Below are 14,032 nucleotides of genomic sequence, written 5' to 3'. Positions count from 1 at the left end.
CAACGGCACGGCGGCCGCCAGATGGCACACCACATCGACCCCGTGCAGCAGCGGCTCGAGCGCCTCGGGATCCCGGATGTCGACCAGCGAAACCCCTTCGGGCAGTACCGGATCGAACCCGTGCACGGCACCGAGAAGAGCGTCCGCCGCAACCACCTCGTGCCCCGCCGCGACCAGCGCCCGATGCACATGAGAGCCGACGAACCCCGCGGCACCGGTCAGCAACACCCGCATACCGTCGGCCCGAGGACCACTCGCGCTCATCCCTCCAGCCTAGCCGCGCCTCCGGACCCCCCGTCACCGCTGCCCACAGAATGCCAACGGCCGGGGTGCTCAGCACCCCGGCCGTGCGACAGCTATACCGGAAACAACTCCCGCCCCGGGATATTCGAGGCACAACCGCGAATCAGAGCGATTCCATGGCCCACCCGCGAGCCCCGGGACTCCGGCGGGCCGAGCCCTGCTCGCCCGGAGGTTCCCGAGGCGTTCCTGGGGGTCGGGGGCGAAGCCCCTGGGAGCCCTCCGAGAGTGGGTTACGGCAGCTCGAACGGCAGCTGGACGCCGGTGGCCGCGTGGACGCGGCAGTGGTCGCAGGTGTCGTCGCCTTCGACGGCGGCCACGGCATTGCGGACGAGGGCCTTGAAGGGGACGAGGTTGCGCTCGAATTCGGCGAAGACGTCGGCGGCGCTGACGCCCGCACCGGATTCCAGGCCGGCGTCCAGGTCGGTGACGAGGGCGATTGCGGCGTAGCACATTTCGAGTTCGCGGGCGAGGACCGCTTCGGGGTGGCCGGTCATATTGACCAGCTCCCAGCCCTGCCCGGCGAACCAGCGGGATTCGGCGCGGGTGGAGAAGCGCGGGCCCTGCACGACCACCATGGTGCCGTGGTCCTCGAGGGTGAGCTCCGGGACCGCCGAGCCCGCGGCCGCGGCGCGCAGGTCGGCGCAGTACGGGTCGGCGAAGGAGACGTGCACGCCGCCGGTGTCGAAGAAGGTCTGGTCGCGGCCGGAGGTGCGGTCCACCAGCTGATCGGGGACGGCGACGGTGCCCGGCCCCCAGTCGGCGCGCAGGCTGCCCACGGCACACGGCCCGAAGATCCGGCGCACCCCCAGCGAGCGCAGCGCCCACATGTTCGCGCGATAGGGCACGGTGTGCGGCGAGTACTCGTGCTTGCGGCCGTGGCGGGGCAGGAAGGCCACCGAGCGGCCCTCCACCTCACCGATGGTGATGGGCGCACTGGGCGCGCCATAGGGTGTCTCGACCTCGACGGTGGTCGCGTCGTCGCCGAAGAAGTCGTAGAACCCACTGCCGCCGATAATGGCCAGCGTGGCCCGAGGATCCGAACTCATGCCCCGATTCTTGCGCATCCGTGCATGTGACCCAGCCCCGGGACCAACCAACTCTCGGGAGCTCTCAGGGGTTTCACCCCTGAAACCCCACTGAGCGAAAGGGTAGGTCGCGGCCCGCTCGCGGCGCACCAGGCTCCCCGCTGGAGGCAGACCGGGTAGCAGCCCAGTTCTCTCGCGCCTGGGGGTTCGGGGGCGAAGCCCCTGAGGGTCCCGAGAGTTGGCACCGTCACGCTGGTGGCATCGCAGCCGCGCTCCATGTACCCTCGGGGGGTATCAACGGTTGAGGGCCGGAGGGCCGGGAGCGAGGACGGTCGTGAGCGACGAGCAGACCACCACCGATGAGCAGAGCTGCCACGATCACAGCGCGCACGGCTACATCACCGCCAAGGACGACTATCTCAAGCGGCTGCGGCGGATCGAAGGCCAGGCGCGGGGGCTACAGCGCATGGTCGAGGAGGAGAAGTACTGCATCGACATCCTGACGCAGGTGTCGGCGATGACGAAGGCGCTGCAGGCGGTCGCCATGGGGCTGCTGGAGGATCACATCAGCCACTGCGTGGTGGACGCGGCCGTGGCGGGTGGCCCGGAGGCCGAGGCGAAGATCAAGGAGGCCACCGACGCCATCGCGCGCCTGGTGCGTTCCTGAGTTGTTTCCCGTTGGCAGCCGCTCACGGCGGGTCGTGAGTGGTTGCGGCGGTTGCTGTTTCAGCTGACGGCGCTGAGTGGTCCGCGCCGGGCGCGCCGGCCCCGGCCGGCGTCGGGGTTGGAGCTGTAGCAGGCGGCGGCGGCCAGGTCGAGGTCGGCGTAGAGGATGCCCTCGGCGCCTTCCGCGAGCGGGGTGACGATCTCGGAGCCGTCGGCGGCGAAGATGCGGGCGCGACCGGTGCTGTGCACGGGCCGCGCCCCAGGTCTGTCACCCCAGGCCGCCGGACTCAGCACCGAGCAGGGTGCGAGCACGAAGGCCTCGGTCTCCATGGCGTACATGCGGCTGGCGGTGGCGCTGGATTCGGGCCCGGCCGGCGCGTCGCCGTCCGGGTTTCCAGGCCAGGCCGCCACGTGTATCTGTTCCTCGTCGGCGCGCAGCGCCCGGGTGAGCAGCGGCCGCTGGTTCTCCTGCCCGGACAGCGCACCCAGCTTGCCGAGCGAACTCTGGTGCACGGTGGGCAGATTCGGGGTTCCGGAGGCGAATATCTTGCGTTCCACCGGGTTCAGCCCGGCCTTGCGGCGCACCGAGACCAGCTGCCCCCATTCATCGATTACGGCCTGCGCCATATAGATTCGGCGATCCTGTAGCTCACCGAACCCGAGTACCACGGTGATTCCGTACCGGTGCGCGGCGGCGGTGATCGCACGCATTTCCGCCCCGTCCCGTGTCATCGAATTCTCGCGACACCGAGCCGAATATTCGACGTTCCATTGATTGGATTCTACCCAGCGCCACCAGGGATACCCGGGTAGAAACGTCTCGGGGAATGCGACCAGACGAGCACCCGACGCAGCCGCCGTACCGATCAGTTCGACAGCCTGTTCCACTCCGTCGGCCAGCCGCAACCATTTCGGTTCCGCTTGGACGGCGGCGACGCGCACGGTTTTCCTCATCCGACATTCCTCATGGAACGTGATGCTTGCGAATCTCTTCGGATGAGTCAGTGCCCATACGTGCCGATTTGCCGACTTATCATGCCAACGCGCGGAATGCGCCTGGCGTGGTGCCCATTTCGAGCCGGAATGCCCGGTAGAAACTACGCTCCGTCAGGAACCCGGAGGCCTTCGCCACGACGGAGAGCGGCAACTGTGGCGCGTTACGCAACAGGTCGCAGGCGCGTTCGATCCGCATGCGCCGCAGCACCGTTCCCGGTCCGCCCTCGAGTTCGCCGAATACGCGGTAAAGCGTACGCCGCGACATTCGGCAGCCCTGGGCGATTCGATCCACCCCGAGTTCCGGGTCGGCGCAGTGGCTGCGCATGAACGCCAGCACCCGTTGCCTGTTCAGCGCGTCGGCGGACTGGTCGCGCGGGACGCCGCCGGAGGCCGCGATCACCGCGGAGGCCAGCAGGTCCATGCCCGGTTCGGCGAGCAGCGCCGCCCCGCTCGGGTCGGTGTTCTGCAGCCGGGCGACGCCGCGGAAGAATTGCGCCACGATTCCGGGGGCCGTGTCACCCGAAAAAGCAGTCGCTGTAGGAATATCCGGGCGCGCCACCCCGTAGCGTTCACGCAACCGGCTCAGCGGCACCTGCAGGACGACCTGTTCCCACTCGTTCTCGATTTCCCAGTGGTAGGGCCGGGAAGTGTCGTAGAACACCAGCGATCCCGGCGTGACGTCGGCGACGCGGCCGTCCTGATGCAGCCGGCCGCTGCCGGAAATGGGAATGCTGGTGAGCAGGTACTCGTCCTCGGTGCGGGCGATGAGCCGATCGGTGCGCTGGATCGTCTGCGGTGTGGATCCGATCACCGTCAGATCGAGGTCACCGTATCGGGCCTGTTCGATATGACCACGAAAAAGACCGCTTGGTTTTGGCGAAACGGCAAGCGGCACATACGAATCGCTCACCTGCGCTTCCCAACGCTCGAAAGCTTCCGACTCGGGCGTTTCCGGCCCGGACCGCACCTCGATCCGATCGACGGACTCTGACCGTTCCACTCCGCTTCCCTCAACGAACGGCCACTGCCCGGCCGAATATGGGCGAGTTTGTCAGAAACCGGGCCGCACGGCCAATGCGGAGGATCCCTCACGCCGCCGACTCGGCACTGGAATCCAATTCGATATCCGCATAAATCAGCCCCTCCTCGTGGCCGCCCAGCGGCGCGGCCAGTTCCCGGCCGCCGGGGCCGAAAATCCTTGCGTGCCCGCCCGGTCCGCGCACCAGCTGTTTCACCGGTTCCGGCCCGCGCCGGCTCTCACTGCCCGCCACATCCATCACCGAGCAGGCCGCCACCACGTGCAGCTGCCCCACCACCGCGTACCAGAGCGTGGCCGCATTGTTCACCCGCACACCCCATTCCACATCGCGGGCGACGATGAAACCGGGCCAGGAGACGATATGCACCTGTGCCCCACTGCGTTCCAGTTCGCGGCGTGGCGGCAGATGCAGTTGCTCGGAGCCGCCCTGCACGCCGATGCGGCCGAGGCCGGTACGGAACACGTGCGGCTCACCGGGCTCGCCCGGGCAGAAGATCTTCCGTTCCAGTTGCGTCAGTTCGGGTTTGCGCCGCACACCCAGCAGCACGCCGCGATCGTCGATCAGGCATTGCGACAGGTACAGCGAACTGCCGCACCGCTCACTGAATCCCAGCAGCACGTGGATGCGCTGCCGCCGCGCCGCGTCCGCGATGCGGCGGAATTCGGTGCGCCCCACCGTCATCGAGTTCGTCCGGTAGCGGGCGAAGAAACCCGGACCCCAGCTCACCTCGTCCAGCCACAGCCACCACGGATAGCCGGGCAGGAAGGTCTCCGGAAAGGCCACCAGTTGCGCCCCGCCCGCGGCGGCCGTCTCGATCAGGTCGATGGTCTGCTGGACACCGGCGCGCAGATCCAGCCACCGCGGTTCGGCCTGGACGGCTGCCACTCGAATATTCGTCGGCACCTCGACTCCTTCACGCGCGATCGCACCACTTCGGTGCAATCACCCTTCGCCGAAGCGGAGCGGCTCACAGCGACCTACCGTGCCGAGCTACGGACCCGGAGTGCCTGGTCGCCGGGGGCCGATCGGTGTCCGAAACGACCGATAGCCGACGCCTGGAACGACCGGTGGTCAGTGCCCGCGGAACTGCCCGGGCGTGAAGCCCGTCTCCTCACGAAATGCCCGGTAGAAGTGCCGGTCGGTGGCGAATCCGGACGCCGCGGCAATGGCCGCGAGCGGGCGGGCGGGGTCGGCACGCAAGAGTTTGCGAGCCACCTCGACCCGCATGCGGCGCAGCAGCCCGCCCGGCCCGCCGTGGCCCTCACAGGCGCGATAGAGCGTGCGCCGGGAGATCAGACAGGCGTGCGCGATGTCCTCGATGGTGAGATTGGGGTCGGTGCAGTGCGCCCGCATGAACGCGAACACCTGCTGCCGGGTGTAAAGCGAATCCGATGGCGCCGGTGAGCTTTTCCCGGTCGCCAGCAGCAGCGCCGACGCCAGCATGCTCGCGCCCTCCGACCCGAGCACGGTGGCGGCGCGATCGGCCTCGCCCGGCGACAATTCGGACAATCCCTTGAAGAACCCGGCGACCACGCCCAGCGCGCCGTCGATGGGAATGGCGGTGGCGGTGGGCAATTCGTTGCGGTTCAGCCCGGAATGCTCGAGCACCAGCCGCAGCGGCGCGCGGACGATGGCCGAGACCGAATTCTCGGTGGTGCGGCTCTCCAGCGGCAATCCGCTGTCGAAGAAGGCGATGGAACCGCAGCGGGTGGTGGCCGTCTGCCCCTGCTCGGTCCAATTGGTGCCGTCCAGCACCATGTTCACGAGCAGGAACTCATCGCTGGATTGCTCGACCATGCGTTTGGTGCGCACCACGCGCTGCGAACTGGCCCGCATGCGCGAGACGCTGAAGCGGTCGAACTGCGTGACGCTGACCTTGCCGTGCCAGTGGCCGCTGCACAGCGGTTCTATCCGCGCGGGCACCACCGCGTCGGCGACCGCGGCCTCCCACTGTTCGAAGGCCTGCCGGGCCGAGAGGTTCGATGACGAGCAGACCTCCACCTCGGCCATAGCCGGATGATCCACACCGGTATCTTCCCACCACGACGCCGTGCAGCAAACAGTTTTCGCTCGTGTTGCGGCTTCGCCCGCAGCGAAGGGGGATCCGGACCGGGTGGGCGCATGCCCGGTCGTCGGCGGCTCAGGGCAACGACCGGGCGTACCCCAGTATTCACACCCATAACCCGGCTGTGACTGCCCACCGGTGCCAGATACCTGACTATTCGAGTCAGGCGTATCTGACCCGGAATTCACCCGGTGTCATGCCGGTTTCCCGTTTGAACGCACGATAGAACTGACGCTCGGAGACGAAGCCGGACGCGCGCGCGATGGACAGCAGCGGCCGCACCCGATCCGTGCGGATCAAGGCCACCGCATGCTCGATTCGCATGCGCCGCAACATCGAAGCCACCCCGTCCTCGCCCTGCTCGAACAGGCGGTAGAGGGTTCGCCGGGATACCGCGCACGCGCTCGCCACCCGTTCCACGGTGAGGCCGGGATCGGTGTAGTTGCGCTCGATGAAGCTGAGCGCCCGCTGCTTGGTCAGCGCCTGCCCGGCCTCGTCGTCGGGGATCTCCCCGGCCGCCAGCTGCACCACCGAGGCGAGCAGACCGGTGCCGTGCCGGGCCAGCACGGCCGCCTGCGCGGGATCGGTGTGCTGCAAACGCGCCAGCCCGCAGAAGAATTGGCCGACGACACCGGCCGCGCCGACCGGCGGCAGCCGCACCGCCGTGGGCAGCCGATCGGGCGGAATCCCGGCCGCGCACACCACCTGCGCGAGCGGCACCTGCACCGCCACCACACCCCAGGACTGCTCGAAATGCGCGGTGAACGGCCGTGAGCTCACGTACAGCATCATGCCGCCGTCGGCCATTTCCCCTACGCGCCCATCCTGCGACAGCCAGCCGCGCCCGTGTGTGGTCACACTGGCGAACAGATACGGTTCGTCCGGTTCGTGAATCATTCTGGGCGCCCGGATGAGTCGCTGCCCCGTCGCGGACACCGTGGACACGTCCAGATCCGCGTAGCGCGATTGCACGATCCGCGCCCGGAACTCCCCCGACCGCACCGGCGTGACGGTCAGGGGCACATAGGCCTGCGCCACCGCCGCCTCCCACCGCTCGAAGGCTTCCTCTTCGGAAACATCCGGCGTGGACCGTACCTCCACCACCGCGGGCTCGGAGCCGCCGCTCATGGGCCGATTGTCGCACCCGGCGCACCCGCGAACCCCTGAAATCCCTTCACATCTTCCAACTTTCGGCAGGTCCGCCAGGAAGAGATCGACTTCGAGCGGCCCACGCCGAACCCACGTACCGAGCCTTGCGTGACGGATGTCCACAGCGGATCCGCGAATCACTTCTGGCCGAGAACCGAACAATCACCCGTCCCAGACAACTAGGCTGGCAGGTATCGGAGAAGCCCTGGGGGAACAATGAAGATCCACCACCTCAACTGCGGCACCATGGTGCGCGGGTTGGTCAATCACTGCCTGCTGCTGGAGACCGAGAGCGGATTGATCCTCGTGGACACCGGTTTCGGGCTGAACTGCGTGCGGCGGCCCGGCGAAGTCCTCGGTCCCACGTACCGGCTGCTCGGGCTCGCACTGGACGAGAACGAAACCGCGATCCGGCAGGTGGCGGCGCTCGGATACGCGCCCGAGGACGTGCGGCACATCATCGTCACCCACCTCGACTACGACCATGTCGGCGGGCTGGCCGACTTCCCCTGGGCCACAGTGCACATCCACGGACCCGAGTACCGGGCGCTCTTGAAACCCGGCCTGGTGGAGCGCTTCGCCTATCGCAAACCGCAACTCGCGCACGGCCCGAAGTGGGAGGTCAACGAGTGGACCGGCGGTGAACGCTGGTTCGGCTTCCGCGCCGTGCGCGAACTGTCCGGCCTGCCGGAGGAAATCCTCGCGATCCCGCTCTACGGCCACCGCCGCGGCCACATCGGCGTCGCCGTCGACACCGGCTCAGGCTGGCTGCTGCACGCGGGCGACACCATCGTCTTCCGCGCCGAATACGATGCGACACAACCCGGTTCGAAGATCGGCGGCTACAGCCACGGCATCACCGGCGTCGGCCCCCTCGACTGGCTGGCCAACCTGCGCCGCCTGCGCACCCTGCACCGCGAGCACGCCGACGAGGTCACCATCATCTCCTCCCACGATCCCGCGGCGTTCGCCGAATTCGCGCACCCGTGACCGGCCTATTCCGGCTGTGCCGGCCGAGCGCGGAAAGCTGCTGGGGTGGTTCCCATTTCATGTCGGAACGCGCGGTAGAAGTGACTTTCGGAGCTGAAACCCGACGCGGTCGCGACAACTGCGATGGGGAGGGCGGACTCCGCGAGCAGCCCGGCGGCGCGTTCGATGCGCAAGCGGCGCAACAGCGTGCCCGGACCGTCGGCCATTTCGTCGAAGACACGGTAGAGCGAACGCCGGGACATCATGCAGCCCTCGGCGATTCGATCCACGGTGAGACCCGGATCGGCGCAATGCGCGCGAATGAACTCGTGCACCCGCTCCCGGGCGAAGGCGAGCGCGGAACGCTCCGTGAGGATTTCACCCGCGCTCAGGCGCACGGCGGTCGTCAGCAGATCCAGCGCCGAATTCGCCAGTAGCGCAGCCTCGTCCGGCTTGTGGCGCTGCAGATCGGCCAGATTGGTGAAGAAGCGCGACACCACACCGATGGCACCCTGCCGGGGCAGGGTGAGACCGGTGCGCACTTGATCGAGCGTGCATCCGCTGCGCTCACGCAGCACGTCGACCGGTACCTGCAGGACGGTCTTCTCCCACCTCTCGCCGAAGTCCCAGTGCAGCTTTCGATTGCTGGGGAAGAAAACCATCTCCCCGGGACCGATCTCGGCGACTCGATCCCCCAGCCGCAAGCGGCCGCGGCCCCGCGTACAGATGCTGGCGAGCAGAAATTCATCCGGCGCGGCGGCGATCAGGCTGTCGGTCAACCGCACCCGCTGCGGCGTCGCCCCGACCACCGTCACGTCCACCGCGCCGTATCGCCCGTGCGCGAGGCTGCCGTGAAACCCCGAGGAAGGCGTCGGCGCCTCCGCGAGCGGCGAAACAGCCAGCGGGAAATAGGTTTCCACCATGGCGGCCTCCCAAGCGCCGAAGGTCTCCGCCTCCCGCAGCCCCTCCCCCGCCCGCACCTCCAACTGCCGCACCCCCTGGAACGCAGCTCCGCCACCCCGCTGCCGCACCGCTTCCGCGTTCGAACGCTCGCCCGGCGGGCAGGTTTCCTCCCGCGCGCTCACCGCCCGCACTCTCCGTCTCGTTGGACGTCCCGAATACCGTGTGCCGCTATCGGTCTCGACTCGGGACAGCCTTGCGAACGGTGATCGCCGCGGCCAGCAGGACCGCGGCGGCGAGAATGATTTCGGCGGCCAGGAAGCGCAGCAGATTGCCGCCGGAGATCCCGCCGATGAGGATCGGGCCGACGAGGACCGGCATGAGCAATACCGTGTAGGCGCGCCAGATTTCGGCGCGACGGGTGGCCGGGCTCTCCTCGGCTGTGCGGCGCAGGGTCACGTAGACCACGGCCGCGCCGACGAAGAAGTAGATGATCACCGGGACGGCGTAGAAGAAGGCGTGCACGGGTTACTGCTCCTTCAGCGGAAGGTCAACTGCCGCAGCAGTCTTCGGCGGCGGGGACGGTGCGGACCTCACGTGTGGCCGCATTGCGGGCGGCCAGGTCGGCGTCGGCGGGATAGTCGACGGCGATGAGGCTCAGGCCGTGCGCGGGGGCGACGGTGACGGAGCTGGAGCGTTCCCGCTCGTTCAGCAGCCCGCCGATCCAGTCGGGGGTGCGGCGGCCCTCGCCGACCGCGAGCACGCCGCCGACCAGGCTGCGGACCATGGACCAGCAGAAGGCGTCGGCGCTCACGTAGGCGGTGAGCAGATCGCCGTCCCGCTCCCAGTCGAAGCGCTGCAGTTCGCGAATGGTCGTCGCGCCCTCGCGGCGGCGGCAGAAGGCGGCGAAATCGTGCAGCCCCAGCAACTTTCGAGACGCCTCGCGCATGGCGTCCAGGTCCACACCCGAACGACAGGGCACCACATGCCGGGCCTGCAATGGTTCGGCGCCGTAGGGTGCGGTGGTCAGCCGGTAGGCGTAGTGCCGGCGGATCGCGGAGAAACGCGCGTCGAATTCGGCGGGAACGAGCCGAACGTCCTTGACCCGCACGTCTTTCGGGAGAAACCGGGCCAGCCGGTGCACCAGCTTCGGGCCGTCCACCTCGGTGTGCGTCTCGAAATGCGCCACCTGGCCTTCGGCGTGCACGCCCGCGTCGGTGCGCCCGGCGACGGTCAACTGGATCGGCTCGCGCTGCACCTTGCTCAGCGACTCCTCCAGCACGCCCTGCACGGTGCGCAGACCGGGCTGCTTGGCCCACCCGATGAAGTCGGTTCCGTCGTAGCTGATATCCAGTCGTACCCGAATCGCAACCGGTTGCTGGGTCGGTTCCTCCACGGTCACAGCAATCTCCTGGTAAATATGAGTGAAGCCCGCCGACCCGGAGGGGACGGCGGGCTTACTCATGGGCTAACCCCGAAGAATCCGGAAGACCTCAGTCTTCCTTCTTCTCCTCGGCCTCGACGGCGGGAGCCTCGGCCTCGACGGCAGCCTCTTCGGCCTTGGTCTCGGTCTCGGCGGCCTTCTGCGAAGCGGCGACACGACGGGCACGATCGGCCTCGTTGGTCACGGTCTTCTCGCGGACCAGCTCGATGATCGCCATCGGAGCGTTGTCACCCTTGCGGGGGATGGTCTTGATGATGCGGGTGTAGCCACCCTCACGGCCCTCGAACGAGGGACCGATCTCCGCGAACAGGGCGTGCACGACGTCCTTGTTGCGGATCACCTTCATGACCTCGCGACGGTCGGCCAGCGAGCCGGCCTTCGCCTTGGTCACGAGCTTCTCGGCGTAGGGGCGCAGCGCCTTGGCCTTGGCCTCGGTGGTCGTGATGCGACCGTGCTCGAAGAGCGCCGTCGCCAGATTGGCGAAGATCGCCTTCTGGTGCGACGCCGACCCACCGAAGCGGGCACCCTTCTTGGGCTTGGGCATTGTTGGAATCTCCTGTGTCTAAGGCAGATTCGGGGCGCTGGCCCCGATCGGCCTAAAGCTGTTCGGTCTCGGCGTAGTCCTGCTCGCCGCCATCGGTGTCGCTGAACGAACCGCTGTCGCTCCAAGTACCGGACGCCGCGTCGTAGCCGACGACGGAGGACGGGTCGAAGGAAGCCGGGGAGTCCTTGAGGGACAGGCCGAGCGAGTGCAGCTTGACCTTGACCTCGTCGATGGACTTCTGGCCGAAGTTCCGGATGTCCAGCAGATCCGACTCGGTGCGGGCGACCAGCTCGCCGACGGTGTGCACGCCTTCACGCTTGAGGCAGTTGTACGACCGCACGGTGAGGTCCAGGTCCTCGATCGGCAGACCGAACGAAGCGATGTGATCCGCCTCGGCCGGGCTGGGGCCGATCTCGATGCCCTCGGCCTCGACGTTCAGCTCGCGCGCGAGACCGAACAGCTCGACCAGGGTCTTGCCCGCCGACGCCAGCGCATCCCGCGCGGAGATCGAGTTCTTGGTCTCGACATCCAGGATGAGCCGGTCGAAGTCGGTGCGCTGCTCGACACGGGTCGCCTCGACCTTGTAGGTCACCTTGAGAACAGGCGAGTAGATCGAGTCCACCGGGATCCGGCCGATTTCCGCACCCGACGCCTTGTTCTGCACGGCCGGGACGTAGCCGCGACCGCGCTCGACCACGAGCTCGATCTCCAGCTTGCCCTTGTCGTTCAGGGTGGCGATGTGCATGTCCGGGTTGTGCACGGTCACGCCCGCCGGGGGGACGATGTCACCGGCGGTGACGGTGCCCGGACCCTGCTTGCGCACGTACATGGTGACCGGCTCGTCCTCTTCGGACGACACCACGAGGCCCTTGAGGTTCAGGATGATGTCGGTGACATCTTCCTTCACGCCCGGAACCGTGGTGAACTCGTGCAGCACGCCGTCGATGCGGATGCTGGTGACCGCGGCACCCGGGATGCTCGAGAGCAGGGTGCGGCGCAGCGAGTTGCCGAGGGTGTAACCGAAGCCCGGCTCCAGCGGTTCGATGGTGAACCGAGAGCGGTTTTCGGACACGACCTCTTCGGTCAGCGTCGGTCGCTGTGAAATCAGCATGGACTGTTTCCTCCTTCAGAGCGCCCACCATTTGACGCTCACGACTTGGATTGTGCGAGAACACTTCCCAGGGGTTGGGGGCCGAGGCCCCTTCTCCCGCTCGGGGGTTCGGGGGCAAGGCCCCCGTCTCCCCTTTTCCGGGGGTGTGGGGGCGAAGCCCCCACGTGGTCTCCCACCGCGATGCGCGGTTAGCGCACCTTGTTACTTCGAGTAGAACTCGACGATCAGCTGTTCCTGCAGCGGAACATCGATCTGCGCACGCTCGGGGAGCTGGTGCACCAGAATCCGCAGACGGCCGGGAACGACCTGGAGCCAACCCGGAACCGGGCGGTCGCCGACGGTCTCACGCGCAACCTGGAAAGGCAGCGTGGGCAGCGACTTCTCCTTGACATCGATGATGTCGTACTGCGAAACCTGGAACGACGGAACGTCCACCTTCACGCCATTGACGATGAAGTGGCCGTGCGAGACCAGCTGACGAGCCTGACGACGGGTCCGAGCCAGACCGGCGCGGTACACGACGTTGTCGAGCCGCGACTCGAGCAGACGCAGCAGGTTGTCGCCGGTCTTGCCCTTCTGGCGGTTCGCCTCTTCGTAGTAGCGGCGGAACTGCTTCTCCATGACGCCGTAGGAGAAGCGAGCCTTCTGCTTCTCCTGCAGCTGCATGAGGTACTCGGATTCCTTGATCCGCGCGCGGCCGTGCTGGCCGGGCGGGTAAGGACGACGCTCGAACGCCTGGTCGCCTCCGACCAGGTCGACACGGAGACGACGCGACTTGCGGGTGATGGGGCCTGTATAACGAGCCATTTTTCGCTAAATCCTTTCCCGCTAGACGCGACGCCGCTTGGGCGGACGGCAGCCGTTGTGCGGCTGCGGGGTGACATCAGAGATCGAGCCCACCTCGAGGCCGGCGGCCTGCAGCGAGCGGATCGCGGTCTCGCGGCCCGAACCCGGACCCTTGACGAAGACGTCGACCTTCTTGACGCCGTTCTCCTGCGCCTTGCGGGCAGCGTTCTCGGCGGCGAGCTGCGCGGCGAACGGGGTCGACTTACGCGAACCCTTGAAGCCGACGTGACCCGAGGACGCCCACGAGATGACGTTGCCTTCCGGGTCGGTGATGGACACGATCGTGTTGTTGAACGTGCTCTTGATGTGCGCGTGGCCGTGCGGGATGTTCTTCTTATCCCGGCGACGCGACTTCTGAGTCTTCTTCGGGCCCGAGGCCCGGCTCTTCGGAGGCATGCGCTATCCCTACTTCTTCTTGCCGGCGACGGTCTTCTTCGGACCCTTGCGCGTGCGGGCGTTGGTCTTGGTCCGCTGACCGCGCACGGGGAGGCCGCGACGGTGCCGCAGGCCCTGGTAGCAACCGATCTCGATCTTGCGACGAATGTCGGCCTGCACCTCGCGGCGCAGGTCGCCTTCGACCTTCATGTCCGACTGCTCGATGTAGTCGCGCAGCTTGGTCAGGTCGTCATCGCTGAGGTCCTTCGACCGCAGGTCCGGGCTGACGCCCGTCTCCGCGAGGATCTCCTTGGCGCGGGTACGGCCGATGCCGAAGATGTAGGTCAGCGCGATCTCCATGCGCTTTTCGCGCGGGAGGTCGACGCCCATCAGACGTGCCATAGTGGCGATTCCTTAACTGTTTTCGGAGGTCTGCTCCCTGTCCGTCCCCTCGTGCTGGGGCCCCGGCCTCCGTACCGGGGGTAGGCCGCCATCCGCCCCTTGCGGGGCTCGACAACGGCGACTGGCGCTGGGAGTTCTTCTTTTGTTGCCAAATCCGAAACCGCGTTCGGTGCTTGGCTGGTGAGCGACCGGGTGTT

The 14,032-nt window shown here is 67.5% G+C and carries 16 protein-coding genes and 1 pseudogene; 2 read left to right on the top strand and 15 right to left on the bottom strand.

Annotated features, from left to right (window positions below; genetic code table 11):
* Positions 1–6: 6 nt before the first annotated feature.
* Positions 7–234: pseudogene (locus tag H0264_RS06215) on the bottom strand (NAD-dependent epimerase/dehydratase family protein); the annotation flags it as partial.
* Between the two features lie 299 nt (positions 235–533).
* Positions 534–1,349 (bottom strand): S-methyl-5'-thioadenosine phosphorylase, encoded by an 816-nt coding sequence (locus H0264_RS06210; protein WP_181583073.1) that lies wholly within the window; start codon positions 1,347–1,349, stop codon positions 534–536.
* A 313-nt stretch (positions 1,350–1,662) separates the two neighbouring features.
* On the opposite strand from H0264_RS06210, the gene H0264_RS06205 reads away from it, so the two are divergent.
* Positions 1,663–1,995 (top strand): metal-sensitive transcriptional regulator, encoded by a 333-nt coding sequence (locus H0264_RS06205; RefSeq protein WP_181583072.1) that lies wholly within the window; start codon positions 1,663–1,665, stop codon positions 1,993–1,995.
* A gap of 59 nt (positions 1,996–2,054) precedes the next feature.
* On the opposite strand, the gene H0264_RS06200 is transcribed toward H0264_RS06205, so the two are convergent.
* From H0264_RS06200 to H0264_RS06180, 5 genes are all read right to left on the bottom strand, one after another.
* On the bottom strand, positions 2,055–2,948 hold the full coding sequence (locus tag H0264_RS06200; RefSeq protein WP_181583071.1) for a nitrilase-related carbon-nitrogen hydrolase: 894 nt from the start codon (positions 2,946–2,948) through the stop codon (positions 2,055–2,057).
* A gap of 79 nt (positions 2,949–3,027) precedes the next feature.
* Positions 3,028–3,900, bottom strand: coding sequence for an AraC family transcriptional regulator (locus H0264_RS06195; RefSeq protein WP_276514547.1), 873 nt, complete (start codon positions 3,898–3,900; stop codon positions 3,028–3,030).
* Between the two features lie 178 nt (positions 3,901–4,078).
* A complete protein-coding gene (locus H0264_RS06190) occupies positions 4,079–4,933 on the bottom strand; it encodes a nitrilase-related carbon-nitrogen hydrolase (protein ID WP_181583069.1) in 855 nt (284 codons plus the stop codon).
* Positions 4,934–5,101: 168 nt separating this feature from the next.
* The gene (locus tag H0264_RS06185; protein ID WP_181583068.1) at positions 5,102–6,040 is read right to left on the bottom strand and encodes an AraC family transcriptional regulator; all 939 of its coding nucleotides are present in this window, start codon (positions 6,038–6,040) and stop codon (positions 5,102–5,104) included.
* 217 nt (positions 6,041–6,257) lie between these two features.
* Entirely contained in the window at positions 6,258–7,223 is a 966-nt protein-coding gene (locus H0264_RS06180) for an AraC-like ligand-binding domain-containing protein (protein WP_181583067.1), read from the bottom strand.
* A gap of 237 nt (positions 7,224–7,460) precedes the next feature.
* On the opposite strand from H0264_RS06180, the gene H0264_RS06175 reads away from it, so the two are divergent.
* On the top strand, positions 7,461–8,234 hold the full coding sequence (locus H0264_RS06175; RefSeq protein WP_181583066.1) for an MBL fold metallo-hydrolase: 774 nt from the start codon (positions 7,461–7,463) through the stop codon (positions 8,232–8,234).
* Positions 8,235–8,239: 5 nt separating this feature from the next.
* Here H0264_RS06175 and H0264_RS06170 read toward each other — a convergent pair whose 3' ends face one another.
* From H0264_RS06170 to rpsM, 8 genes are all read right to left on the bottom strand, one after another.
* Positions 8,240–9,298, bottom strand: coding sequence for an AraC family transcriptional regulator (locus tag H0264_RS06170; RefSeq protein WP_181583065.1), 1,059 nt, complete (start codon positions 9,296–9,298; stop codon positions 8,240–8,242).
* Positions 9,299–9,344: 46 nt separating this feature from the next.
* Positions 9,345–9,638: a hypothetical protein gene (locus tag H0264_RS06165; protein WP_181583064.1), complete on the bottom strand. Its 294-nt coding sequence runs from the start codon at positions 9,636–9,638 to the stop codon at positions 9,345–9,347.
* A 25-nt stretch (positions 9,639–9,663) separates the two neighbouring features.
* Positions 9,664–10,578, bottom strand: a complete 915-nt coding sequence (gene truA, locus H0264_RS06160) for a tRNA pseudouridine(38-40) synthase TruA (protein ID WP_181583063.1) — start codon at positions 10,576–10,578, stop codon at positions 9,664–9,666.
* 28 nt (positions 10,579–10,606) lie between these two features.
* Positions 10,607–11,101 carry a 50S ribosomal protein L17 gene (gene rplQ / locus H0264_RS06155; RefSeq protein WP_181583062.1) on the bottom strand — a complete coding sequence of 165 codons (495 nt, stop codon included), beginning with the start codon at positions 11,099–11,101 and terminating at the stop codon, positions 10,607–10,609.
* A gap of 52 nt (positions 11,102–11,153) precedes the next feature.
* Positions 11,154–12,212: a DNA-directed RNA polymerase subunit alpha gene (locus tag H0264_RS06150; RefSeq protein ID WP_181583061.1), complete on the bottom strand. Its 1,059-nt coding sequence runs from the start codon at positions 12,210–12,212 to the stop codon at positions 11,154–11,156.
* 201 nt (positions 12,213–12,413) lie between these two features.
* Positions 12,414–13,019, bottom strand: coding sequence for a 30S ribosomal protein S4 (rpsD, locus tag H0264_RS06145; protein ID WP_181583060.1), 606 nt, complete (start codon positions 13,017–13,019; stop codon positions 12,414–12,416).
* A 21-nt stretch (positions 13,020–13,040) separates the two neighbouring features.
* Positions 13,041–13,454: a 30S ribosomal protein S11 gene (gene rpsK, locus H0264_RS06140; RefSeq protein WP_067818955.1), complete on the bottom strand. Its 414-nt coding sequence runs from the start codon at positions 13,452–13,454 to the stop codon at positions 13,041–13,043.
* Positions 13,455–13,463: 9 nt separating this feature from the next.
* Positions 13,464–13,835, bottom strand: coding sequence for a 30S ribosomal protein S13 (rpsM, locus tag H0264_RS06135; RefSeq protein WP_181583059.1), 372 nt, complete (start codon positions 13,833–13,835; stop codon positions 13,464–13,466).
* Between the last annotated feature and the right edge of the window lie 197 nt (positions 13,836–14,032).

This window comes from Nocardia huaxiensis (assembly GCF_013744875.1).
GTDB classification, from domain to species: domain Bacteria; phylum Actinomycetota; class Actinomycetes; order Mycobacteriales; family Mycobacteriaceae; genus Nocardia; species Nocardia huaxiensis.
Note: the sequence above shows the minus strand (reverse complement) of the source record. Positions and strands in the feature narration are given on the sequence as shown.